General features: G+C 71.1%; 22 protein-coding genes and 1 tRNA gene. 17 read left to right on the forward strand and 6 right to left on the reverse strand.

The window, feature by feature from the left end:
- Nucleotides 1-8 precede the first annotated feature (8 nt).
- Complete coding sequence (locus tag ACK8GG_RS03505; RefSeq protein ID WP_440355517.1) at nt 9-869, reverse strand: alpha/beta fold hydrolase; 861 nt, start codon at nt 867-869, stop codon at nt 9-11.
- A 157-nt stretch (nt 870-1026) separates the two neighbouring features.
- On the opposite strand from ACK8GG_RS03505, the gene ACK8GG_RS03510 reads away from it, so the two are divergent.
- From ACK8GG_RS03510 to ACK8GG_RS03535, 6 genes are all read left to right on the forward strand, one after another.
- The gene (locus ACK8GG_RS03510; protein WP_440355518.1) at nt 1027-1920 is read left to right on the forward strand and encodes a TatD family hydrolase; all 894 of its coding nucleotides are present in this window, start codon (nt 1027-1029) and stop codon (nt 1918-1920) included.
- The gene (gene rsmA / locus ACK8GG_RS03515) at nt 1914-2777 is read left to right on the forward strand and encodes a 16S rRNA (adenine(1518)-N(6)/adenine(1519)-N(6))-dimethyltransferase RsmA (protein WP_440355519.1); all 864 of its coding nucleotides are present in this window, start codon (nt 1914-1916) and stop codon (nt 2775-2777) included. The genes ACK8GG_RS03510 and rsmA overlap by 7 nt, the downstream gene beginning before the upstream one ends.
- A gap of 155 nt (nt 2778-2932) precedes the next feature.
- Nucleotides 2933-3883: a 4-(cytidine 5'-diphospho)-2-C-methyl-D-erythritol kinase gene (locus ACK8GG_RS03520; protein WP_440354101.1), complete on the forward strand. Its 951-nt coding sequence runs from the start codon at nt 2933-2935 to the stop codon at nt 3881-3883.
- Between the two features lie 89 nt (nt 3884-3972).
- On the forward strand, nt 3973-5784 hold the full coding sequence (locus ACK8GG_RS03525) for an ABC-F family ATP-binding cassette domain-containing protein (protein WP_440348268.1): 1812 nt from the start codon (nt 3973-3975) through the stop codon (nt 5782-5784).
- A gap of 101 nt (nt 5785-5885) precedes the next feature.
- On the forward strand, nt 5886-6341 hold the full coding sequence (locus ACK8GG_RS03530) for a DUF4383 domain-containing protein (protein ID WP_440355520.1): 456 nt from the start codon (nt 5886-5888) through the stop codon (nt 6339-6341).
- A 118-nt stretch (nt 6342-6459) separates the two neighbouring features.
- A complete protein-coding gene (locus tag ACK8GG_RS03535; protein WP_440355521.1) occupies nt 6460-6993 on the forward strand; it encodes a DUF4383 domain-containing protein in 534 nt (177 codons plus the stop codon).
- 46 nt (nt 6994-7039) lie between these two features.
- Here ACK8GG_RS03535 and ACK8GG_RS03540 read toward each other — a convergent pair whose 3' ends face one another.
- Together ACK8GG_RS03540 and ACK8GG_RS03545 are read right to left on the reverse strand one after the other, a co-directional pair.
- Nucleotides 7040-7714 carry a TetR family transcriptional regulator gene (locus ACK8GG_RS03540; protein ID WP_440348265.1) on the reverse strand — a complete coding sequence of 225 codons (675 nt, stop codon included), beginning with the start codon at nt 7712-7714 and terminating at the stop codon, nt 7040-7042.
- Nucleotides 7715-7853: 139 nt separating this feature from the next.
- Complete coding sequence (locus ACK8GG_RS03545) at nt 7854-8816, reverse strand: acyl-CoA desaturase (RefSeq protein ID WP_440348264.1); 963 nt, start codon at nt 8814-8816, stop codon at nt 7854-7856.
- Nucleotides 8817-9029: 213 nt separating this feature from the next.
- Here ACK8GG_RS03545 and ACK8GG_RS03550 point away from each other — a divergent pair.
- From ACK8GG_RS03550 to ACK8GG_RS03585, 8 genes are all read left to right on the forward strand, one after another.
- A tRNA-Gln gene (locus ACK8GG_RS03550) sits at nt 9030-9101 on the forward strand.
- A gap of 150 nt (nt 9102-9251) precedes the next feature.
- Nucleotides 9252-10769, forward strand: a complete 1518-nt coding sequence (gene glmU, locus ACK8GG_RS03555) for a bifunctional UDP-N-acetylglucosamine diphosphorylase/glucosamine-1-phosphate N-acetyltransferase GlmU (protein ID WP_440348263.1) — start codon at nt 9252-9254, stop codon at nt 10767-10769.
- Between the two features lie 56 nt (nt 10770-10825).
- The gene (locus tag ACK8GG_RS03560; RefSeq protein ID WP_440348262.1) at nt 10826-11806 is read left to right on the forward strand and encodes a ribose-phosphate diphosphokinase; all 981 of its coding nucleotides are present in this window, start codon (nt 10826-10828) and stop codon (nt 11804-11806) included.
- A 347-nt stretch (nt 11807-12153) separates the two neighbouring features.
- Nucleotides 12154-12771 (forward strand): 50S ribosomal protein L25/general stress protein Ctc, encoded by a 618-nt coding sequence (locus ACK8GG_RS03565; protein ID WP_440348261.1) that lies wholly within the window; start codon nt 12154-12156, stop codon nt 12769-12771.
- Between the two features lie 86 nt (nt 12772-12857).
- Nucleotides 12858-13445: an aminoacyl-tRNA hydrolase gene (gene pth / locus ACK8GG_RS03570; protein ID WP_440348260.1), complete on the forward strand. Its 588-nt coding sequence runs from the start codon at nt 12858-12860 to the stop codon at nt 13443-13445.
- 56 nt (nt 13446-13501) lie between these two features.
- Nucleotides 13502-14311: a 3'(2'),5'-bisphosphate nucleotidase CysQ gene (locus tag ACK8GG_RS03575; RefSeq protein WP_440355522.1), complete on the forward strand. Its 810-nt coding sequence runs from the start codon at nt 13502-13504 to the stop codon at nt 14309-14311.
- Nucleotides 14312-14387: 76 nt separating this feature from the next.
- Nucleotides 14388-15296 carry a sulfate adenylyltransferase subunit CysD gene (cysD, locus tag ACK8GG_RS03580; protein WP_440355523.1) on the forward strand — a complete coding sequence of 303 codons (909 nt, stop codon included), beginning with the start codon at nt 14388-14390 and terminating at the stop codon, nt 15294-15296.
- Between the two features lie 2 nt (nt 15297-15298).
- Nucleotides 15299-16552, forward strand: a complete 1254-nt coding sequence (locus ACK8GG_RS03585; protein WP_440354438.1) for a sulfate adenylyltransferase subunit 1 — start codon at nt 15299-15301, stop codon at nt 16550-16552.
- A 64-nt stretch (nt 16553-16616) separates the two neighbouring features.
- Here ACK8GG_RS03585 and galE read toward each other — a convergent pair whose 3' ends face one another.
- On the reverse strand, nt 16617-17591 hold the full coding sequence (gene galE, locus ACK8GG_RS03590) for a UDP-glucose 4-epimerase GalE (protein ID WP_440355524.1): 975 nt from the start codon (nt 17589-17591) through the stop codon (nt 16617-16619).
- Nucleotides 17592-17789: 198 nt separating this feature from the next.
- Between galE and trpS the strand changes: the two genes are divergently transcribed.
- From trpS to ACK8GG_RS03605, 3 genes are all read left to right on the forward strand, one after another.
- The gene (trpS, locus tag ACK8GG_RS03595; RefSeq protein ID WP_440354093.1) at nt 17790-18818 is read left to right on the forward strand and encodes a tryptophan--tRNA ligase; all 1029 of its coding nucleotides are present in this window, start codon (nt 17790-17792) and stop codon (nt 18816-18818) included.
- A gap of 72 nt (nt 18819-18890) precedes the next feature.
- Entirely contained in the window at nt 18891-19406 is a 516-nt protein-coding gene (locus ACK8GG_RS03600) for a 2'-5' RNA ligase family protein (protein ID WP_440349195.1), read from the forward strand.
- A 33-nt stretch (nt 19407-19439) separates the two neighbouring features.
- Nucleotides 19440-20348 carry a YhjD/YihY/BrkB family envelope integrity protein gene (locus ACK8GG_RS03605; protein ID WP_440355525.1) on the forward strand — a complete coding sequence of 303 codons (909 nt, stop codon included), beginning with the start codon at nt 19440-19442 and terminating at the stop codon, nt 20346-20348.
- A gap of 62 nt (nt 20349-20410) precedes the next feature.
- On the opposite strand, the gene ACK8GG_RS03610 is transcribed toward ACK8GG_RS03605, so the two are convergent.
- Together ACK8GG_RS03610 and ACK8GG_RS03615 are read right to left on the reverse strand one after the other, a co-directional pair.
- Entirely contained in the window at nt 20411-21775 is a 1365-nt protein-coding gene (locus ACK8GG_RS03610; RefSeq protein ID WP_440355526.1) for a WXG100 family type VII secretion target, read from the reverse strand.
- Nucleotides 21768-22172 carry a hypothetical protein gene (locus ACK8GG_RS03615; protein ID WP_440354090.1) on the reverse strand — a complete coding sequence of 135 codons (405 nt, stop codon included), beginning with the start codon at nt 22170-22172 and terminating at the stop codon, nt 21768-21770. The genes ACK8GG_RS03610 and ACK8GG_RS03615 overlap by 8 nt, the downstream gene beginning before the upstream one ends.
- Between the last annotated feature and the right edge of the window lie 5 nt (nt 22173-22177).

The following is a 22177-nucleotide window of genomic DNA, read 5'->3' on the forward strand; positions in this document are numbered from 1 at the left end:
GCCCCGGCTCACCAGGCCCTGGAGTAGACCGGTGCGCCCTGGCCGACGAAATCGAGGATCGCGCGGTTGACCTCGTCGGAGTGCGTCCAGGGAATCGCGTGCGGACCCCCGGCGATCGTGTGCAGGGTGCTCTGCGGCAGCAGCGGTTGCAGCCGCTCGCCGGTCACCGGGTATGGCAGGACCCGGTCCTGGTCACCCTGGATGAGCAGCGCCGGCACGTCGATGCGCGGCAGGTCCCCGCGGAAGTCGGTCAGCCAGGCGTCGACGCACTTCTCGGTGCCGATCGGCGAGGCGATGACGGCGAGGTCCCAGTTGGCGTGGTAGGCGTCCTCACTGACCGACTTGCCCTTGTTCTGGTCGTAGTTGAAGAAGTCGTTCATGAACGACGTCTGGTAGGCGAAGCGGTCCTTGCGGATCGCGTCCTGGAAGCCCTCGAAGACCTGCTTCGGCACGCCCTGCGGATTGTCGTCGGTCTGCATCAGGAACGGCGGAATCGGGCTGATCAGCACCACCTTGCTCACCCGGGCCGAGCCGTAGTTGCCCAGGTAGCGGGTGATCTCGCCGGTCCCCATCGAGTGCCCGATCAGAATCGTGTCCCGCAGGTCCAGTTCGCGCAGGATCGCGTCGAGGTCGGCGGCGAAGGTGTCGTAGTCGTAGCCCGTCGCGGGTTGGCTGGAGTTGCCGAAACCGCGCCGGTCGTACGCGATCGTCCGGTACCCCGCGTGCAGCAGCTCCGGCACCTGCTTCTCCCAGGCCCGGTTGCTCAGCGGGAAGCCGTGGATGAGCACCACCGGCTGTCCGGAACCGTGATCTTCGTAGTAGAGGTCGATCGGGGCGGAATTCTCCGCACCGACGGTGATGAACGGCATCTGTTTCCTCCCTCTTCCCCGTGTCGCGGCGCTTTCCCCGGCCCGCCCGGCTTAACCGCGCCACCGCCGGGCCGGATCGCGCTCACCGCCGGGTCTGTCATGGTCATCGGGGTCACCGGCCCGGGCTCCCGCCCGCCACGGCCCTCGGCGGTGTGTGATGCTGGCGGCGATGAGTGAGCCGACCGAATCCCGCCGGCAGCGGGCAGCCCGCCGCGCCGGAGAGTTCCCCGATCCGCCGCCGCCCCTGCCGCGGCCGGTGATCGACAGCCACACCCACCTCGACATCACCGTGAGCGAGGCGGCCGTACCCGGTGGGGGCGACGACCCGGTCGCCGCGCTCATCGACGCGGCCGCGACCGCCGGCGTGGACCGGCTGGTGCAGGTCGGCGTCGATGTCGCCTCGTCCCGCTGGAGCGCCGAGATGGCCGCCCGCCACCCGGCGCTGCTGGCGACGGTGGCGCTGCACCCGAACGAGGCACCCCGGCTGGCCGACCTCGACGAGGCGCTCCGGGAGATCGAGGCGCTAGCCGCACAGGAACGCGTGCGCGGCATCGGCGAGACCGGCATGGACCGCTTCCGTACCGGCGAGGAGGGACGCGCCGCGCAGGAGGCGAGTTTCCGGGCGCACATCGCCATCGCCAAGCGGCACGGCAAGGCCCTGGTGATCCACGACCGGGAGGCGCACGACGACGTGCTGCGCATCCTCGACGACGAGGGCGCCCCCGACCGGGTGGTGCTGCACTGCTTCTCCGGTGACGCCGAGTTCGCAGCCCAGTGCGTACGCCGGGGCTTTGTGCTCAGCTTCGCCGGGACCGTCACCTTCGCGAGCGCGACGGCGCTGCGCGAGGCGGCCCGGGTCACGCCGGTGGACCAGTTGCTGGTGGAGACCGACGCGCCGTACCTGACGCCGACGCCGCACCGGGGACGACCGAACGCCTCGTACCTGATCCCGCTGACGATGCGGTCGCTGGCCGAAACGACCGGCACCGACCTCGACGAGCTCTGCGCGGCCGTCTCGGCCACCGGCGAGCGGATGTTCGGGCCGTGGTGAGCCTGCTCGGCCCGGCGGAGATCCGGGAGCTGGCGGCGCGCCTCGGCGTGACGCCGACCAAGAAGTTCGGCCAGAACTTCGTGCACGACCCGAACACCGTGCGGCGTATCGTCGCCGCCGCCGGCGTCGGTGCCGACGACGTGGCGCTGGAGGTCGGGCCCGGGCTGGGATCGCTGACCCTGGCGCTGCTGCCGGTGGTGGGCCACGTGCACGCCATCGAGATCGACCCGGTGCTCGCCGGGGCGCTGCCGGAGACCGCCGCCCGGTACGCCGACGCCGCGAAGCTGACGGTCCACTCCGCCGACGCGCTGCGGATCACCGCCGCCGACCTGGGGGAGCCGGCGCCGACCGCGCTGGTGGCGAACCTGCCGTACAACGTCGCGGTGCCGGTGGTGCTGCACCTGCTGGCCGAGCTGCCGAGCCTGCGGCGCGGGCTGGTGATGGTGCAGAAGGAAGTGGCCGACCGGCTGGTCGCCGCCCCCGGTTCCAAGATCTACGGGGTGCCGTCGGTGAAGCTGGCCTGGTACGCGTCGTCGCGCTCGGCCGGGAAGGTGCCGCCGAGCGTCTTCTGGCCGGTGCCCAACGTCGACTCCGGGCTGGTGGCCTTCACCCGGCGGGAGCCGCCCCGTGCCGACGTGCCGCGCAAGGCGGTCTTCGCGGTGGTCGACGCGGCCTTCGCCCAGCGTCGCAAGACGTTGCGCGCGGCGCTGGCGGGCTGGGCCGGCGGGGCCGACCGGGCAGCCGAGGCGCTGGTCGCGGCGGGTGTCGATCCGGGCGCTCGGGGGGAGTCGCTGACCGTGGAGCAGTTCGCCGCGATCGCCGCGTCGGCCCCGCAGGCCGCGACGGGCAACCAGTAGGCTGACGCGGTGCCGCGCCGGGGCCTTCCCGGCGCGTACGCCTGCCTTCTTCAACTGCATGGGCGAGAGGTCGCCGACCTTGCGCCGGGTCCCGCCGAGGAGCTGACTGTGGATAAGTCGTTCGACGTCCGGCCGCACGGGTGGGGGCACCGGTCGTGACGCAGGCCTGGCGACCCGAGGGCGATGACGATTCGCGCCGGGGCGGCGCCGCGGCGATCCGGGTCCGGGTCCCCGCAAAGATCAATCTGCACCTCGGGGTCGGGCCGCTGCGCCCGGACGGCTACCACGAGTTGAACACCGTCTACCAGGCGATCTCCCTCTACGACGAGCTGACCGCCCGGCGCGGCGACACCCTGACGCTGACGATGGAGGGGGAGGGCGCCGGTGAGCTGGCGCTCGACGAGTCCAATTTGGTGATCAAGGCGGCCCGGGCGCTGGCCGCCTACGCCGGGGTGCCCGCGCACGCCCGGCTGCACCTGCGCAAACAGATCCCGCTCGCCGGTGGTCTCGCCGGCGGCAGCGCCGACGCCGCCGCCACCCTGGTCGCCTGCGACGCCCTCTGGGGCACCGGGCTCGGGCGCGACGAACTCGCCGGCATCGCTGCCGGACTCGGCTCGGACGTGCCGTTCCTGGTGCACGGCGGCACCGCGCTCGGCACCGGCCGCGGCGAGGCCGTCAGCCCGGTGCTGACCAAGCCGGTCTCCTGGCACTGGGTCGTCGCCATCGCCGACGGCGGCATCTCCACCCCGCAGGCGTACCGCGAGATCGACCGGCTGCGGGAGATCGGCGCCGCCCCCGCGCCGCTGGCCGGGACCGACGCGTTGCTGGCGGCCCTGCGTCAGCAGGATCCGGCGGTGCTCGCCGCTGCCATCGGCAACGATCTCCAGCCCGCCGCGATCTCGATCAGGCCGGCGCTGGCCGAGACCCTCAAGGCGGGAGAGCGGGCAGGCGCCCTTGCCGGCATCGTCTCCGGCTCCGGGCCGACCTGCGTCTTCCTCGCCGCCGACGCGGACGCCGCCGCGCAGGTCGCGGCGGCACTGGACCCGTCGGTCTGCCGGCTGGTGCACACCGCGTACGGGCCGGTGCCGGGCGCACGGATCGTCTGATCCGCCGCACCGCGTAGGCTTGTCCGGGCGTCCCCGTGTGTGCCGGCCTGCGGCAACCGTGGGCGCTTTGACCTGTGGGAGGTGAGCTCGTGGCCAACATCGTGAACCTGGATCGGGTGTCCAAGGGGTACGGCGCGGCCGGTCCGCTGCTCACCGACGTATCCCTCGGCCTCGACGACGCCGACCGCATCGGGGTGGTCGGGCTCAACGGCGCCGGCAAGTCGACCCTGCTGCGGCTGCTCACCCGCGCCGAGGAGCCGGACGCCGGACGGGTCACCCACCGGCGGGAGCTGCGCGTCGCCGCGCTGCCGCAGAACCTGACGCTCGACGCCGCCGCGACGGTACGCGACGTGGTGCTCGGCACCGCCTGGCTCGACGAGGGCATGGGCGCCGAGCACGAGTGGGCCGGCGACGCGGGAGTGCGGGCCATCCTCGACGGGCTCGGCATGCCGTACCTCGGGCTCGACCAGCCGGTCGGCCCGATGTCCGGCGGCGAGCGGCGCCGGGTGGCGCTGGCGGCCCTGCTGGTGCGCGAGGCGGACCTGCTGATCCTCGACGAGCCGACCAACCACCTCGACGTCGGCGGTGTCGACTGGCTCGCCCGGCACCTGGTCGGCCGCAAGGGCGCGCTGGTGGTGGTCACCCACGACCGGTGGTTCCTGGACGCCGTCTGCACCACCACCTGGGAGGTCGCCGACCAGACCGTGCGCGCCTACCCCGGTGGCTTCGCCGCCTGGACGCTGGCCCGCGCCGAGCGGGACCGGGTCGCCGCGACGACCGAGGCGCGGCGGCAGAACCTGCTCCGCAAGGAGATCGCCTGGCTGCGGCGCGGCCCGCCCGCCCGTACCTCCAAGCCGCGCTTCCGCATCGACGCCGCGAACGCCCTGATCGCTGACGTCCCCCCGGTGCGCGACACCGTCAGCCTGCAGCGGCTGGCGACGGCCCGTCTCGGCAAGCAGGTCTACGACCTGGAAAACGTACGGCTCGACGCCGGGCCCAAGACGATCCTGTCGGACCTCACCTGGCACGTCGGCCCCGGCGACCGGATCGCGATCCTCGGCGCCAACGGCGCGGGCAAGACCACCCTGCTGCGGATGCTCGCCGGCGTGACCGAGCCCGCCAGTGGGCGCTTCGTCGTCGGCTCCACCGTGCGTCCGGCCTTCCTCTCCCAGGAGCTGGCCGAGCTACCCGGGCAGCTGCGGGTGCTGGAGGCGGTGGAGGAGGTCGCGCGCCGGGTGCAGCTCGGTGACCGGGAGCTCAGCGCCGCCCAGCTCGCCGAGACCTTCGGTTTCGACGACCGGCGGCTCTGGACCCCGGTGGGGGACCTCTCCGGCGGTGAGCGCCGCCGGTTGCAGATGCTGCGGCTGCTGGCGACCGAGCCGAACGTGCTCCTCTTCGACGAGCCCACCAACGACCTGGACACCGACACCCTCGCCGCGCTGGAGGACCTGCTGGACTCCTGGCCGGGCACGGTGATCGTGGCCAGCCACGACCGGTATCTGATCGAGCGGGTCACCGAGACCGCGTACGGGATGTTCGGCGACGGCCGGATGGTGCACCTGCCCGGCGGCGTGGACGAGTACCTGGCGCGCGCGGCGGGCGGTCGCGGTGGCGCGCCGGCGCCGGTCGAGGCGGCAGCGCCGGCGGCACCGGCGCAGACCGGTGAGCCGTCGATGTCGGCCGCCGAGAGCCGGACGGCGCGCAAGGAGCTGACCCGGATGGAGCGGCAGATCGCCAAGCTGGAGCAGCGCGAAACGGCGCTGCACGAGCAGTTCGCCACGCACGCCACCGACTACGTCAAGGTGGCCGAGCTGGAGGGGCAGCTGCGGGAGTTGAAGGCCGAGCGGGAGGAGCTCGAGCTGGCCTGGCTGGAGCTGGCCGATCGGCTGCCGCCGGCCTGACGGCGGAGCTTCGTCACTGCGACGGGGGCGTGTGTGTCGATCCCGACGAGGTGCGGGACAATTGGCGACGACCCCTCATCTTTGGCGTTGGAGATTCAGACATGGCGCACAACCCTGTCAACCACCCCGCACGTCCGATCTACCGCGCGATCGGCGGACTGACCGGCGCGTACCTGGCGGCCTTCGGTGTGGCCGGCGTGATCGCCACCTCGGGCGAGCCGTTCTTCTCCCAGAGTGACATGACGGCGTTCGGTCAGGGCACGAATCTCGCGAACTCGGTGCTGTCGCTCCTGCTCGGCCTGGTGGTTCTCGCCGGTGCCGCGTTCGGGCGCAACTTCGACTGCGTGATCAACAAGTGGAGTTCCTGGGCCCTGCTGCTGGTCGGCGGCTTCTCGCTGGCCTTCATGCAGACCGAGATCAACATCCTGAACTTCTCGGTCGCCACCGTTGTCGTGGCCTGGGTGCTGGCGATGGTGCTGCTGATGGCCGGCATGTACGGCAAGGTCGGCAGCGAGGACGACCACAAGGCCTGGCAGGCCGCCCGCCTCGAACTCTGATCCACCGCCCACGATCCCGATCGCGAACGCCTGCGATCGGGATCGTGCGTTCTACCCCCTTTTCTCCGTTTCCTGGGTGACAATCCGGTGGCAGTCACTCGTGGGAAGGAGGGGGCAGATGCACATCCCGGTCAATCACCCGGCCCGCCGGTTCTACCGGGTCATTGCCGGCCTGGTGGGGGTCTACGTCCTCGTATTCGGCCTGGTCGGGCTGGTCCAGAACTGGGGCGACCCGCTCTTCGCCCGCGACAGCACCTGGACGCTGGGGCTCAAGACGAATCTCGGCTTCGCGCTCGCCTCGATCGCCTGGGGTGCCCTGCTGCTGGTCGGCGTCTCCCGCAAGGGCAACCTCGGGCACCGGATGAACCTCGCCGCCGGGATCGTCTTCCTGGTCACCGGGATGCTGATGATGGCGTTCCTGCAGACCGACGCGAACATCCTGAACTTCTCGATGGTCAACGTCATCGTCTCGCTGCTCTTCGGTCTGATCCTGTTCGCCACCGGGCTCTACGGCCGGGTCGGCTCACCGGAGGCCGAGGCGGCCGAGCGGCGTGCCCGCACCGAGTCGGTGCCGCCGCCGGAGCCCGCGCGCCCACCGCAGCGCCAGGCCCGGCAGCGCCCGCGCCGCGCCCCGGGCGGCGCCGCCGGCTGAGGCACGCGGCACCCGGCCCCGCCGGTGCCGGCACTGGTGTCGCGGGTCAGCGGTTGTTGCCGGTGATCAGGGTGGGCTTCGCCTCCAGGTGCGACAGCCCGTTCCAGGCGAGGTTGACCAGGTGTGCCGCGACGACCTCCTTGCGCGGTTTGCGCACCTCCAGCCACCAGCGGCCGGTCAGCGCCACCATGCCCACCAGCGCCTGCGAGTAGAGCTCCGCCAGCTTCGGGTCGTAGTTGCGGCTCTTGAACTCGGCGCCGAGGATGTGCTCGACCTGATGGGCGATGTCGTTGAGCACGCTGCTGAAGTTGCCGGTGGCCGAGAGCACCGGTGACTCCCGCACCAGCACCCGGAAGCCGCTGGTGTCCTCGTCGATGTAGCCGAGCAGGGCGAGCGCGGCCTGCTCCAGCAACTCGCGGGGGTGGCCGGCGGTCAACGCGGTCGTGATCCGGTCGAGCAGGGAGCGCACCTCGCGGTCGACAACCACCGCGTAGAGCCCTTCCTTGCCGCCGAAGTGCTCGTAGACGACCGGTTTGGAGACCTTGGCGCGGGCGGCGACCTCCTCTATCGAGGTGGCGTCGAAGCCGCGTTCGGCGAAGAGTTGCCGCCCGATCGAAATGAGCTGTTCGCGCCGCTGGGCAGCGGACATCCGGACCCGGGAACCGGACTTGCCGGTGGGGGTGTGCCGTACGGGTTCGCCGCCGATCGCGTTCTCTGCCATGCCGTCACTCCGCCTGGCGTCCGGCGACGCCTTACCGTGAGATGCGTACCTGCCGGCGGGGGCCTCACCGGGGGCGACGACGACCGGCAGGTTTCCGAACCATCCTGCCAGGTCGTCGTCACCGGTGCCGCAGGCCTCGTCAGGCGCCGGCGGGTTTGACCAGCTTCGCGGCGATGCGGTCCGGCTTCGGCCAGCGGACGTTCCAGGCGGCGCCGGTCTTCTCGAAGAGCCAGATGACGCGGGCGGAGATGTCGATCTGTCCGCGCAGCACGCCGTGGCGGGCGCAGGTGGGGTCGGAGTGGTGCAGGTTGTGCCACGCCTCGCCGAGCGAGATGATCGCCAGCGGCCAGAAGTTGGACGCCTTGTCGCCCTGCCGGACCTCGAATGGGCGCTCGCCGGCCACGTGGCAGACCGAGTTGATCGACCAGGTGACGTGGTGCAGCAGGGCGATGCGGACCAGACCGGCCCAGAAGAGCGCCGTCAGCGCGCCCTGCCACGACCAGGTGATCAGTCCGCCCATCACCGCGGGGCCGAGCAGTGAGATCGAGACCAGCAGCGGGAAGAGCCGGTCGATGCGGCTGATGTCCTTGTCGGCGAGCAGGTCGGGGGCGAAGCGTTCCCGGTTGGAGAGCTCACGGCCGAAGAGCCAGCCCATGTGGGCGTGGAACATGCCCTTGGCCAGGCCCCGGACGCTGCCGCCGAAGCGCCACGGCGAGTGCGGGTCGTCCTCCTGGTCGGAGAAGGCGTGGTGGCGCCGGTGGTCGGCGACCCACTGGGTGATGTTGCCCTGCACGGCGAAGGAGCCGGCGACGGCGAGGGTGATCCGCAGCCAGCGCTTGGCCTTGAACGAGCCGTGGGTGAAGTAGCGGTGGTAGCCGACGGTGATGCCGAGGCCGGAGAAGACGTACCAGACCGCGCCGATGGCGATGTCGGTCCAGCTGAGCCAGCCGCCCCAGGCGACCGGTACGGCGGCCAGCAGCGCGACGAAGGGGAGGACGACGAAGGACCAGAGCGCGATCAGTACGCCGGTTGACTGCTTGCCCTCGGTCAGCGGTTTCGGTCCGGTGGGTCTGCCCTCGGATTCGATCACTGCGGTCGACATGGCACCTCGCAAAAGGGGACGATAGATCAATAACCTACGCTTACGTCACCGTAACTTACGGCAGCGTAGGCTGCCGGGGAAGAACTTCTCGTTCCCAGGGAGTCGATCGACAAACGTGGCTGCCGATCGATGTGCGGCCGACGCGTAACCGGGCACCGGCAAACTGGCTTAGCCCGCGATCGCGGCAGGCGCTAGGCTGTCTTGCGTCCACGATCGGCCGTGGTGTAATTGGCAACACCTTGGGTTTTGGTCCCAATGTTTCAGGTTCGAGTCCTGGCGGCCGAGCTTCCCGATCTCCGTGCACCGGCCCCCAGCAGGGGCAACGCGCGCTCCCCGGCGGCCCCGCCGTCCATCGAGGGGTAAGGGTGATCCGCCCCCGCGTCGCGTGGTTAGCATGACCCGGCAGGCATTTACCTTCTCGACGGGAGCTTCGCCGTGTCCGACCAGCACCCCCGCACGGTCGTCGTACTCGCCGCCGGTGAGGGCAAACGGATGAAGTCGTCGCTGCCCAAGGTGCTGCATCCGCTGCTCGGGCGGACCCTCGTCGGGCACGTCCTGCACGCCGCCGCCGCAGCGGCGGCCCAGCGCACCGTCGTGGTGGTGGGGCACGGCGCCGACCAGGTTCGCGCCCACCTCGCCCAGATCGCCCCCGGGTCGCTGCCGGTCCTGCAGGCCGAGCAGCTCGGCACCGGCCACGCCGTGCGGATCGCCCTCGACGCGGTCGCCGACGCGACCGGGACCGTCGTGGTGCTCAACGGCGACGTGCCGCTGCTGCGCCCGCAGACCGTCGCCGACCTGGTCCGCACCCACGAGGAATCCGCCGCCGCCGCCACCGTCCTCGCCGCCGAGGTCGCCGACCCGACCGGGCTGGGGCGGATCGTGCGCGACGAATCCGGCCGGTTCCAGCAGATCGTCGAGGAGCGCGACGCCGACGAGCGGCAGCGGGCCGTCCGGGAGATCAACGCCGGCATCTACGCCTTCGACGCCGGGCGGCTGCGCGAGGCGCTCGGCAAGCTCTCCACCGACAACGACCAGGGCGAGGAGTACCTGACCGACGTCTTCGGGCTGCTCCTGGCGGCCGGCGACCCGATCGCCGTGCATGTCGCCGGAGACGCCACCGAAACGCTGGGCTGCAACGACCGGGTGGAGCTGGCCGGACTGCGCCGGCTGCTGCGGGACCGGATCAACGAGTCCTGGATGCGTGCCGGCGTCACCCTGCTCGACCCGCAGACCACCTGGATCGACGTCACCGCGACCGTCGAGCGCGACGCCGTGATCGATCAGAACACCCAGATCCTCGGTGCCAGCTCCGTCGCGGCGGGCGCCGTTGTCGGCCCCGACGTCACGCTGGCCGACACGGTCGTCGGCGCGGGCGCCACCGTGCTGCGCAGCCACGCCACCGGCGCCGAGATCGGTCCGGGGGCCTCGGTCGGCCCGTACGCCTATCTGCGTCCCGACGCCCGCCTCGGTGCCGACGCCAAGGCCGGCACCTTCGTGGAGGTCAAGAACTCCGAGATCGGCCCCGGGGCGAAGGTGCCGCACCTGTCGTACGTCGGTGACGCCACCATCGGCGCGCAGGCGAACATCGGCGCGGCGACGATCTTCGTCAACTACGACGGGGTGGACAAGCACCGCACCGTCGTCGGCGACGCCGCCTTCATCGGCTGCGACACCACCCTGATCGCGCCGGTCGAGGTCGGGGCCGGCGCGTACGTCGCCGCGGGGAGCTCCATCAGCCAGAACGTGCCCGCCGGAGCACTCGGGGTCAGCCGTGCCCCGCAACGCAGCATCGAAGGATGGGTGGCCCGCCGCAGAGCGGGTACGAAGTCCGATGCCGCCGCACGGCGCGCTACGGGTGCGGAGGCATCCGGCGCAAGCGAAGGTGAGCCAGTGCACGAGGAGAGCCAGCCCCTCGGAAGCGTCTCGCGGTCGGGGGATACTGCAAACGAATAGCCCGGGCCGCCGACCGGCCGGGCGCACCCCACGATCACACGGGAGCAGACGAGCCCATGGGCAGCATCGTCGCCGAAAACCGCAAGAGCCTCATGCTCTTCTCCGGACGTGGCTTTCCGGAACTCGCGAAGGAGATCGGCGAGGTGCTGGGTGTCGCGCCGACCCCGGCCGACGCCTACGAATTCGCCAACGGCGAGATCTTCGTCCGCTACAAGGACTCGGTACGCGGCTCCGACGCCTTCGTCGTGCAGTCGGTCACCCATGGTGTGAACACCTGGATGATGGAAACCCTGATCATGGTCGACGCGCTCAAGCGCGGCTCGGCCAAGCGGATCACGGTGGTGCTCCCCTTCTACCCGTACGCCCGCCAGGACAAGAAGCACCGCGGCCGTGAGCCGATCTCGGCGCGGCTCGTCGCCGACCTGCTCAAGACCGCCGGCGCGAACCGGATCCTCACCGTCGACCTGCACACCGCGCAGATCCAGGGCTTCTTCGACGGCCCGGTGGATCACCTCTTCGCGATGGACATCCTGGCCGAGTACATCGAGGAGAAGTACGCCGGCCGCCCGATGACCGTCGTCGCCCCCGACTCCGGCCGGGTGCGGGTCGCCGAGCGCTGGACCGACCGGCTCGGCGGCTGCCCGCTGGCCTTCATCCACAAGACCCGTGACCCGCTCAAGCCGAACGAGGTCGTCGCCAACCGGGTCGTCGGTGACGTCGAGGGGCGGGTCTGCCTGCTCGTCGACGACATGATCGACACCGGCGGCACGATCTGCAGCGCCGCGGAGATGCTGCACGACTCGGGCGCGGCCGACGTCATCGTCGCCTCGACCCACGCGCTGCTCTCCGACCCGGCGACCGAGCGGCTCAAGAACGGCCGGATCAGCGAGGTCGTGGTGACCAACACGCTGCCGTTGCCGCCCGAGAAGCAGCTCGACAAGATCACCGTGTTGTCGATCGCGCCGCTGCTGGCCCGGGCGATCCGCGAGGTATTCGACGACGGCTCGGTGACCACCCTCTTCGGCGGGCTCAGCTGAGTCGTCCCTTCCGTGGTGAACCTTCGCGACCGTCGGCCCGCAGCCGGCGGTCGCGAACGTTTTCCGCCGGGCTGGCCGGAAAGCACGGGTGGTCGTCGCCGTGGGGCGGAGAACCGCCCCACCGGGGCTTTCTGGGGGACCGCTGAAAGGCCGGGTGCGGCTTCGGCTAGACTGGTTCGGTTGCCACGGCGAGGGTGCCCCGCGGGAAGCTGAGCAAGCGCCGCACGGAGGTGCCGTAATCGACGCGGTGCTCCGGGCGGGTCACTCCTGCGTGAGCCCCACCGAGCCCCTCGCCCCAGCACCGCCCACGACGTTCCGCAGCAGCGATTGTAACCAGGAGTTTTCCCGTGTCCGAGGTAAAGATCAGCGCCGAGCCCCGTACCGAGTTCGGCAAGGGTGGTGCCCGTCGTACCCGCCGGGCCGGTTTGGTTCCCGCCGTGCTGTACGGCCACGGCGAGGCGCCGAAGCACATCTCCCTGCCGGCCCGTGAGTTCGCGGCCGCCATCCGCCGCGGTGGCGCCAACCAGCTCTTCGCCGTGGAGATCACCGGCGACGCCAGCGTCCTGGCCCTGCCGAAGGCGATCCAGCGTGACCCGATCCGCGACACCTTCGAGCACGTCGACCTGATCCTGGTCCGCCGCGGCGAGAAGGTCACCGTCGACGTTCCGGTCGTGCTGCAGGGCGAGGCCGCCCGCGACACCGTCGTCGTCAACGAGAACTCCACCCTCTCCGTCGAGGCCGACGCCACCAAGCTGCCGGAGCAGTTCGAGGTCTCGATCGAGGGCCTCGAGGCCGGCTCGCAGATCACCGCCGCCGACGTGCAGCTGCCCGAGGGCGTCGTGCTGGCCGTCGAGCCGGAGCTGGTGATCGTCGCCATCACCGCCTCCGCCACCACCTCCGAGCTGACCGAGGGCGAAGAGGCCACCGAGGGCGAAGAGGCCACCGAGGCTCCGGCCGAGGCCTGACCGAGGTCGTAGACATGTCGCAGGCGTCCCCGTTCCGGGGGCGCCTGCTGTCTTTGTTCCGTGGTGATCGCAGGGAGGAAGCCGTCGTGGACGAGACTCGGCCGTGGCTGGTGGTCGGGCTCGGCAACCCCGGCGAGGAGTACGCCCGCAACCGGCACAACGTCGGCTTCATGGTCGCCGAACTGCTGGCCGGCCGGATCAACGCCTCGTTCGCCAAGCACCGCCGGGCCGTCGCCCGCGTCGCCGAGGGGCGCCTGGGCCTGGGCGGTCCGAAGCTGATCCTGGCCGAGCCGATGACGTACATGAACCTCTCGGGCGCCCCGGTCGCCTCGCTGAGCCAGTTCTACAAGGTGCCGCCGGAGCAGATCGTCGCCGTCCACGACGAGCTCGACATTCCGTACGGCCAGCTGCGGGTCAAGTGCGGTGGCGGCGAGGGCGGGCACAACGGCCTGCGGTCGATGTCGAAGTCGCTCGGCACCAAGGACTATGTGCGGGTGCGGTTCGGGGTGGGCCGGCCGCCGGGCCGTCAGGACCCGGCCGACTTCGTGCTCTCCGATTTCTCCGCCACTGAGCGCAAGGAGCTCGACTTCCTGGTGGACCGGGCGGCCGACGCGGTGGAATCGGTGATCACCCGGGGCGTCGAACCGACCCAGAACGCGTACCACGGCGGGTGAACAGGGGTAACTCCTCCTGCCGGGGCTAGTCTGCCCGAGGAGAGAGGATCCCGGCGATGTATTCCGCACCGTGCACCGACGCCGAGCTGGCGTACCGGCTGGCCGCGCAGGCCGGCGAGGCGCTGCTGGCGGTCCGCGCCGAGCTCGGCTTCGCTGATCCCGGCGCCCTGAAGCTGGCCGGCGACAAAGTCTCCCACGATCTGCTCCGTGCCGAACTCGGCCGGTGGCGCCCCGGCGACGAGGTGCTCTCCGAGGAGGACGAGGGCGCCCGGCTGGCCTGGACCGCCGAGGTGAACCGGGCCACCGTGCCCCGTCTCACCGCCGACCGAGTGTGGATCATCGATCCGCTCGACGGCACCCGGGAGTTCGCCGAGCAGGGCCGCGACGACTGGGCTGTGCACGTGGCGCTCTGGGAGCGGGAGAGCGCGTCGCCGTGCCGGCTGGCGGCCGGCGCGGTCGCGATCCCCGCGCGAGGGCTGGTGTTCGGCGCCGAACCGCCGCCGGTGGTGCCGGTGGTGCCGTCGCGGCGGCTGCGCCTGGCGGCCAGCCGTAGCCGTCCGCCGGTCTTCCTGACCGACCTCGCCGCCGAGATCGGCGCGGAGCTGGTGCCGATGGGATCGGCCGGGGTGAAGATCGCTGCTGTCGTCGCCGGCGAGGTGGACGCCTACCTGCACGCCGGTGGCCAGTACGAATGGGACTCGGCGGCGCCGGTTGCCGTCGCGATCGCCGCGGGTCTGCACGCCTGCCGCATCGACGGTTCGGAGCTGGTCTACAACGCGGCGGATCCGCGGCTGCCGGATCTGCTGGTCTGCCGCCGGGAACTGCGGGGCGATTTGCTTACTGCCGTGGGGCGGCACTGCGGGTAGGGTTGGCGCGTTCCCGACTTGACCCACCGGAAAGGTGTGGAATCTTCATGAACGCCCTCACCTCCGAGTCCGCGTCATGACCCGGCCCGCGTACCGCGTCCCGCACCTCGACGCGCTCGAGGCGGAGAGCGTCTTCATCCTCCGCGAGGTGGTCGCCGAGCTTGAGCGGCCGGTGCTGCTCTTCTCCGGCGGCAAGGACTCGATCGTCATGCTGCGCCTGGCACAGAAGGCGTTCGCCCCGGCGCAGATCCCGTTCCCGGTGATGCACGTCGACACCGGCCACAACTTCGCCGAAGTGCTGGAGTACCGCGACCGGCGCATCGCCGAGCTCGGGCTGCAACTGGTGGTGGCCAGCGTGCCGGCGGCGCTCGCGCAAGGGCTGGTCCGCGAACCCGGCGACGGCACCCGCAACCGGATCCAGACGCCGGTGCTGCTCGACGCGATCGAGAAGCACCGCTTCAACGCGGTCTTCGGCGGGGCCCGGCGCGACGAGGAGAAGGCCCGCGCCAAGGAGCGGGTCTTCAGCTTCCGCGACGACTTCGGGCAGTGGGATCCCAAGAATCAGCGGCCAGAGCTGTGGGGCCTCTACAACGGCCGGCACCACCCCGGCGAATCGATCCGGGTCTTCCCGCTGTCCAACTGGACCGAGCTGGACGTCTGGCACTACATCGACCGCGAGTCCCTGTCGCTGCCGCCGATCTACTTCGCCCACGAGCGGGAGGTGGTCGAGCGTGACGGCATGCTCTACGCGGTCAACGAGCACCTGCCGGTACGCCCCGGCGAAGAGCCGTTCAAGGCGCGGGTCCGCTACCGCACCGTCGGCGACGCCTCCTGCACCGCGGCGGTCCGCTCCGACGCCGACACCGTGGCGAAGGTGGTCGACGAGGTGGCCGCGACCCGGATCACCGAACGCGGCGCGACCCGCGGCGACGACCGCGTCAGCGAGGCCGCAATGGAGGACCGCAAGCGGGAGGGCTACTTCTGATGATGGACCTGTTGCGCTTCGCGACCGCCGGCAGCGTCGACGACGGGAAGTCGACCCTGATCGGCCGGCTGCTCTACGACACCAAGTCGCTCTTCACCGACCAGCTTGCCGCCGTGGAGGCGGTCAGCGCGGCCCGCGGCGACGAGTACACCAACCTGGCGCTGCTCACCGACGGACTGCGGGCCGAGCGGGAGCAGGGCATCACCATCGATGTCGCCTACCGGTACTTCACCACCCCACGGCGCAAGTTCGTCATCGCCGACACCCCCGGCCACACCCAGTACACCCGCAACATGGTCACCGGCGCCTCCACCGCCGATCTGGCCCTGATCCTGGTCGACGCCCGCAGAGGGCTGGTCGAGCAGTCCCGGCGGCACGCCTTCCTCTGCTCCCTGCTGCGGGTGCCGCACCTGGTCCTCTGCGTCAACAAGATGGACCTGGTCGACTGGTCCCAGGACGTCTTCGAGCGCATCGCCGACGAGTTCACCGCCTTCGCTGCCAAGCTCGACGTGCCGGACCTGACGGTGGTGCCGATCTCCGCGCTCTCCGGCGACAACATCGTCACCCGCTCACCGAACATGCCCTGGTACGAAGGCCCGGCGCTGCTGCACCACCTGGAGCACGTGCACATCGCCAGCGACCGCAACCTGGTCGACGTCCGCTTCCCGGTGCAGTACGTCATCCGCCCCCAGTCGACGAGGGTTACCGACTACCGCGGCTACGCCGGTCAGGTCGCCTCGGGCGTGCTCAGGGCCGGCGACGAGGTGCTGGTGCTCCCCTCCGGGCTGACCAGCCGGATCGCCGGCATCGACACCGCAGACGGCCCGGTCGACGAGGCGTTCCCGCCGATGTCGGTGACCGTGCGCCTGACGGACGAGATCGACGTCTCCCGCGGCGACCTGATCTGCCGGCCGAACAACGCCCCCGCTGTCGCCCAGGACATCGAGGCGATGATCTGCTGGATGGACGAGACGGCACCACTGCGGGTCGGCGGCCGGTACGCCGTCAAACACACCACCCGGGCCGCCCGGGCCGTGGTCCGCGACGTGCACTACCGGCTCGACGTCAACACCCTGCACCGTGACGAGTCGGCCGACGGGCTGCGGCTCAACGAGATCGGGCGGGTGCGGCTGCGCACCACAGTGCCGCTGCTCGCCGACGAGTACCGGCGCAACCGCACCACCGGCGGGTTCATCGTCATCGACGAGAGCACCCACCGCACCGTCGGCGCCGGCATGATCGTCGCCACCGCCTGACCCGTACGGCGTCTGTGGCCGGATCCGCGCGGATTCGGTGTCACCGCCGTGCGACGTCGCCTGCTCACATCCGCGCGGCCCGGTAGAAGTCCCAGGCGTCCTGGACCATCTCGTGCAGCGTCGGCCTGGCCGGGGTCCAGCCCAGCTCCTCGCGGGCACGCTGCGCGGAGGCGACGAGTTCGGCCGGGTCGCCCTCGCGGCGCGGCGCCATCTCCACCGGCACCGGATGCCCGGTCACCTCCCGGACCGCCTCGATCACCTGCCGGTTGGTGAATCCGGCCCCGTTGCCCAGGTTGAAGATCCGGTGCCGCCCGGGGGTCGCCGCGTCCAGCGCCAGCAGATGCGCCCGGGCCAGGTCGGCGATGTGGATGTAGTCGCGTACGCAGGTGCCGTCGACGGTCGGATAGTCGTCGCCGAAGAGCTGCAGCTTCTCCCGGCGGCCGGCGGCCACCTCCAGCGCGAGCGGGATGAGGTGCGTCTCCGGGTCGTGGCGTTCGCCGAGCACCACCCCGTCCGCCAGGTACGCCCCGGCCACGTTGAAGTAGCGCAGTGAGACCGCCGCCAGTTGGTGCGCCACCGCCTCGGAGGTCAGCGCCAGGTCGACCGCGAGCTTCGTCGCCCCGTACGTGTTGGTCGGGTCCTTGACCGCGTCCTCGGGCACCGGCAGCTCGGTGGGGTTGCCGTAGACGGCGGCGGTGGAGGAAAAGATCATCCGCGGCACCCCGGCGGCGCGGACGGCATCGATCAGGGCGAGGGAACCGACGACGTTCGTGCGCCAGTACGCCTCGGGCCGCACCATCGACTCGCCGGCGGCGATCAGCGCCGCGAAGTGCAGCACCCCGTCGAAACCGGAGCCGGGGGTGAGCACCTGGGCGGCCTCGTGCACTGACGCCTCGACGAAGGTCGCCTCCGGCGCCACCGCCTCGCGGTGACCGGTGACGAGGTCGTCGAGGACGACGACGTCGTGACCGGCGTCGAGCAGCAGCCGGGTGACGACGCTGCCGATGTAGCCGGCTCCTCCGGTGACCAGTAGCTTCACGTCGCAGTCCTCTCCGCCGGGCACCGGCACGGCGCCTCTGCGGTCACCCTATGGCAGCCAATTTGGCCGCGTGGCCCGTCTCCGGGGCCGCCGCGGGCAGCCCGGTGACGCCTCCACCGCGAATTCTGGCGATGCGGTCGTCACGTTGGGCCGGGTCGGTCATGACCGGACAGGGGGCGGACTGACAGAATCGGTGTCATGTCCGACGTCGCCACCGGCTCCCCCCGCGTCTTTTCCGGTATCCAGCCCACCGCCGACTCGTTCCACCTCGGCAACTATCTGGGTGCGGTACGGAACTGGGTGGCGCTGCAGGAGTCCTACGACGCGTTCTACTGCGTGGTCGACCAGCACGCCATCACCGCCGGCCACGACCCGAAGGTGCTGCGCGAGCGCAGCCGGGTCGCCGCCGCGCAGCTGCTCGCGCTCGGGCTGGACACCCAGGTCTGCACGCTCTTCGTCCAGTCGCACGTGCCCGAGCACGCCCAGCTCGCCTGGGTGCTCTCCTGCATCACCGGGTTCGGTGAGGCGAGCCGGATGACGCAGTTCAAGGACAAGTCGGTCAAGCAGGGCGCCGACCGCTCCAGTGTCGGGCTCTTCACGTACCCGATCCTGATGGCCGCCGACATCCTGCTCTACCAGGCCGACGCGGTGCCGGTCGGCGAGGACCAGCGGCAGCACCTGGAACTCACCCGGGATCTGGCGCAGCGCTTCAACTCGACCTTCGGGCAGACATTCACCGTCCCGGCGCCGCACATCATCAAGGACACGGCGAAGATCGTCGACCTGCAGGACCCGACCTCGAAGATGTCGAAGTCCTCCTCGTCGCCCGGGGGCATCATCGAGCTGCTGGAGGATCCGGCCCGCTCGGCCAAGAAGATCCGCTCGGCGGTCACCGACACCGGCCGGGAGATCATCTTTGATCCGGAGCAGAAGCCGGGGATCGCCAACCTGCTGACCATCTACTCGGCGCTGAGCGGCCGTACCATCGAGGCACTGGTCACCGAGTACGACGGCAAGGGGTACGGCGATCTCAAGAAGGCCCTGGCCGAGGTGGTCGCCGACTTCGTCCGCCCCATCCAGGAACGGACCCGCAGCTACCTCGACGACCCGGCCCAGCTCGACAAGGTGCTCGCCGTCGGGGCCGAGAAGGCCCGCGTCGTCGCCGGGGAGACCCTGCGTACGGTCTACGACCGGATCGGGTTCCTGCCGCTCGGCGGCGCGCAGTAGCCGTCGGCAGCCGACGTCCCGGAGGGTGACGCAGACGTGGAGCGCAGCGAGGAAGCGCCGCAGCAGGAGACCATGACGCAGATCGGCGTCGCTGTCGACATCCCCGAGCCGTGGGGAAGCGTCCTGACCCGCTGCCGGGCCGAGGCGGGTGACCCCCAGGCGGCAGACATCCCCGCCCACGTCACCCTCCTCGGGCCCACCGAGATCCCGCTGCGCACGCTGCCGGCGGTGGAGGCGCACCTGGCGGCGGTTGCCGCCGCGCACCGGCCGTACCGGCTGCATCTGCGTGGCACCGGCACCTTCCGGCCGGTGACCCAGGTGGTGTTCGTGGTGGTGGCGGCCGGGATCAGCGAGTGCGAACTGATCGCCGAGGCGATCCGGGCCGCCCCGGAACTGAACCGGGAGACGCGCTTCCCGTACCACCCGCACGTCACCATCGCCCAGGACGTGCCGCCGGAAGCGCTGGACCGGGCGTACAACGATCTCGCCGACTTCTCGGCGGTGATCGACGTCGACTCGTTCACCCTCTTCTGCCACAGCGGGCAGACCCGCTGGCAGCCGCGCCGGGACTTCCGGCTCGGGAACTGATCGCAGCGACCGTCCATCGGTGAAGATGGGCGGGTGAACATATTCGGGCGCATCGAGGCCGCGGTCAACGGTGTGCTAGCGGCGGCCCGGCGGCGCTCGAAGGCCTACAGTCACCTCGCCGACGCGATCGTGCACTACAACGACCTGCTCGCCGGCCGGCTCGCGGCGGCGATCGCCTACTACGGCTTCTTCGCGGTCTTCGCCCTGGCGCTGGTCGGCTACTGGGTCTTCGGCGCCATTCTCGGCGGCAACTCGCAGGCCAGCGCGGCTGCCGGGCGGTTTCTCAACCAGAATCTGCCGTTTCTGAACACCCAGCAGATCCAGGAGAGCAGCGGGCGGGTCGGCATCGTCGGCCTGATCATCCTGGTGCTGACCGGCATCCGCTGGGTGGACACCATCCGCTCGTCGCAGCGCGCCCTCTACGACCTGCCCCAGCAGCCGGGGAACACGCTGATCCGGCGGCTGCTGGACCTCGGGGTCCTGCTGCTGGTCTTCGCGCTGCTTGCGGTCTCCGTCGCCGCGGTCGACGCCCTGCGGTCACTGCTGGAGTGGCTGCTGAGCAGCACCGGTTCGGTCGGATTGAGCATCATCAGCTGGGTGCTGAGCCTGCTGGTCAACATGGTGCTCGCCGCCGCGTTGCTGACCCTGGTGCCCCGGGTCCGGCTCAGCCGCCGACGGCTGCGTCCGGCCCTGCTCACGGTGGCGGTCGGCATCACCGTGCTCAACACCGTCGGACGCTTCTACGTGGTCAGCACCGAGCGCAATCCCGCGTACACCGTGGTCGGCACCGCTGTCGGCCTGCTGGTCTATCTCTATCTGCTCAACCAGTTGCTGCTCTTCGGGGCGGCGCTGGCGGCGACCAGCCGCCACGGCCGCATCGCCGACCTGACCGACCGGTCACCGGCCGGTCGGGCGGCGACGCGGCAGACGAGCGAGGACTGACCCGGCTCCGGAAAGGCCGCGGCCCGCCCCGCGAAGCGGGACGGGCCGACAGGATCGGGAGATCAACGCGGATCGGCGCCGAGCACCGGGGGTGCCGCCTCCTCGTGCTGCCAGGGGAGATCGTCCTCCGTCAGCCAGGTGAGCTGCTCGTCGGGCTCGTCGTCGGCGCCACCGCGACGGCTGTTTCCACCCATCATCGGCGACTGCATCGGATGCCCCGACTGGCCGCCGCCCGGCTGGCCGAGAAGGCCGCCACCCCGGCCCGCGCCACCCCGGCCCGCGCCGGTGTCGCCGCCGGCACCGGCTCCGCTGGCGCCACCCATCCGGGTGGCCACGCCGGAGCCCGACTGGCCGACGCCCCGACCGGTCGCCGGATGGGGACGGTCACCGCCCGGCATCGCCGTACGGGTGCCGGAGGAGAGCGAACCGGCGTTGCCGACGCGCGGGCCGCCCACGCTGTGGGGGCCGTTGCCGAAAAGACCGCCGCCGCCGGTACCGGCCCCGCCGGTGCCACTCGGGGTGCCACCGGACCGGGGCGTGCCCGGCCCGGTTCCGCTGCCCACCGGGCTGATGGCGCCGCCGGGTTTGGGGCCCACTCCGGAGAGGACGGTGCCGGGCGGGTTACCCACGCCGCCCGGGGTGGTGCCGGGGCCGGGGCCGGCGCCGGGGACCGGGCCGGGAACCGAGGTGGTGGGGCCGGGGACCAGGTTGCCCGGCGCGCCCGGCGTGGCTGTGGTCGGCGCCGCCAGCACCGCCGAGGAGAGCTGGGTGCCCTTGTTCTCGCGGCCGCTCCCGGCGCTTCCCGTCCGGGGAACGCCGGGCGTCCCGCCCGTGGTCGAGGCGCTGTCCGGGCCGTTGTCCGAATCCCGCAGGGAGCCCGGGAGGTTCGCCGGCGCGAAAGCCGTACGTGTCGAGTCGCTCCCGGTCACGATGTAGTCGCCGGCGAGGCCGGAGACCAGCTTGACCATCCGCATCCGGGCGTCTTCCTTCTGCTGCTGGTCCTGCTTGTGGCCGATCACGGTGCCGAGTGCGGCGCCGGCAGGGCCCAGGATGACTCCACCGATCGCGCCCCCCACGAGGGTGCGGTTGTGGTCGTCGGTGTCGGCCGGGTCCTCGGCCTTGGCCTGCGCATCCTTCAGTGGTGCGGCGAGCAGCTTCAGTGTCTGCCCCATCTGGGACGCGTCGACGGAGAGAGCCGTGGAGAACTCCACCACCGTGTCGAGCCGCTGCTGGAACTCGTCGCCGGCCGTGCCGGTCCAGGACGGCCGGAGCCGTTCCAGATCCTTCTTGAGGGCGGCGGAGAGGCCATCGAGCGTCGCATGCAGCGAACTCCAGTCGCTGGCGAGCCCTTTGACCTGCTCCGGCTTGCCGGCCATCAACTGCTGCCAGAGCTGCTGATGGCTGAGCGGGGCATACCGGTCAGACATTGGGGCTGGTCCCATCCTTCAGCGCGGTGTCGACACCGGCGAGGATCCCGGCGATGTCGGCGGAATTGGCGGCATTGCGTTCTTCGGTCGTGCGGTAGTTCTCCAGGATGGTGCGGGTCGCCTTGCGGGCAGCCAGGAGAGCGCGCTTGAGGCGCTGGACATGGTCCAGTTGCTCGTCGTAGAACCGCTCGTACTTCTTCGCCTGCACGGTCGCGTCGTGAAAGCCACCCAGCGCGGGGGCGCGGCCACCCATCTCCGACTTGATTTTGTGCAGGGCGTTGTCCACCTCGACGAGTCGCGCGTCGAGCGTCGCCTGGAAGTCCTCCAGGGACAGCACATCAACCGTCGTCTTAGAATTCATCCCCGACATCCCCGTGTTCGGCTGTACCGGCAGCACTGCTC

The sequence above is a fragment of the Melissospora conviva genome, from assembly GCF_049523535.1.
In the GTDB taxonomy this organism is placed as follows: domain Bacteria; phylum Actinomycetota; class Actinomycetes; order Mycobacteriales; family Micromonosporaceae; genus Melissospora; species Melissospora conviva.

Coding starts and splice junctions, on each gene's coding strand:
- ACK8GG_RS03575 (WP_440355522.1), top strand. CDS start 13,502: ATGTATTCCGCACCGTGCACCGACGCCGAGCTGGCGTACCGGCTGGCC.
- ACK8GG_RS03545 (WP_440348264.1), bottom strand. CDS start 8,816: ATGTCGACCGCAGTGATCGAATCCGAGGGCAGACCCACCGGACCGAAA.
- ACK8GG_RS03505 (WP_440355517.1), bottom strand. CDS start 869: ATGCCGTTCATCACCGTCGGTGCGGAGAATTCCGCCCCGATCGACCTC.
- ACK8GG_RS03585 (WP_440354438.1), top strand. CDS start 15,299: ATGGACCTGTTGCGCTTCGCGACCGCCGGCAGCGTCGACGACGGGAAG.
- cysD (WP_440355523.1), top strand. CDS start 14,388: ATGACCCGGCCCGCGTACCGCGTCCCGCACCTCGACGCGCTCGAGGCG.
- ACK8GG_RS03600 (WP_440349195.1), top strand. CDS start 18,891: ATGACGCAGATCGGCGTCGCTGTCGACATCCCCGAGCCGTGGGGAAGC.
- trpS (WP_440354093.1), top strand. CDS start 17,790: ATGTCCGACGTCGCCACCGGCTCCCCCCGCGTCTTTTCCGGTATCCAG.
- ACK8GG_RS03535 (WP_440355521.1), top strand. CDS start 6,460: ATGCACATCCCGGTCAATCACCCGGCCCGCCGGTTCTACCGGGTCATT.
- ACK8GG_RS03560 (WP_440348262.1), top strand. CDS start 10,826: ATGGGCAGCATCGTCGCCGAAAACCGCAAGAGCCTCATGCTCTTCTCC.
- ACK8GG_RS03540 (WP_440348265.1), bottom strand. CDS start 7,714: ATGGCAGAGAACGCGATCGGCGGCGAACCCGTACGGCACACCCCCACC.
- ACK8GG_RS03530 (WP_440355520.1), top strand. CDS start 5,886: ATGGCGCACAACCCTGTCAACCACCCCGCACGTCCGATCTACCGCGCG.
- ACK8GG_RS03610 (WP_440355526.1), bottom strand. CDS start 21,775: ATGTCTGACCGGTATGCCCCGCTCAGCCATCAGCAGCTCTGGCAGCAG.
- ACK8GG_RS03510 (WP_440355518.1), top strand. CDS start 1,027: ATGCTGGCGGCGATGAGTGAGCCGACCGAATCCCGCCGGCAGCGGGCA.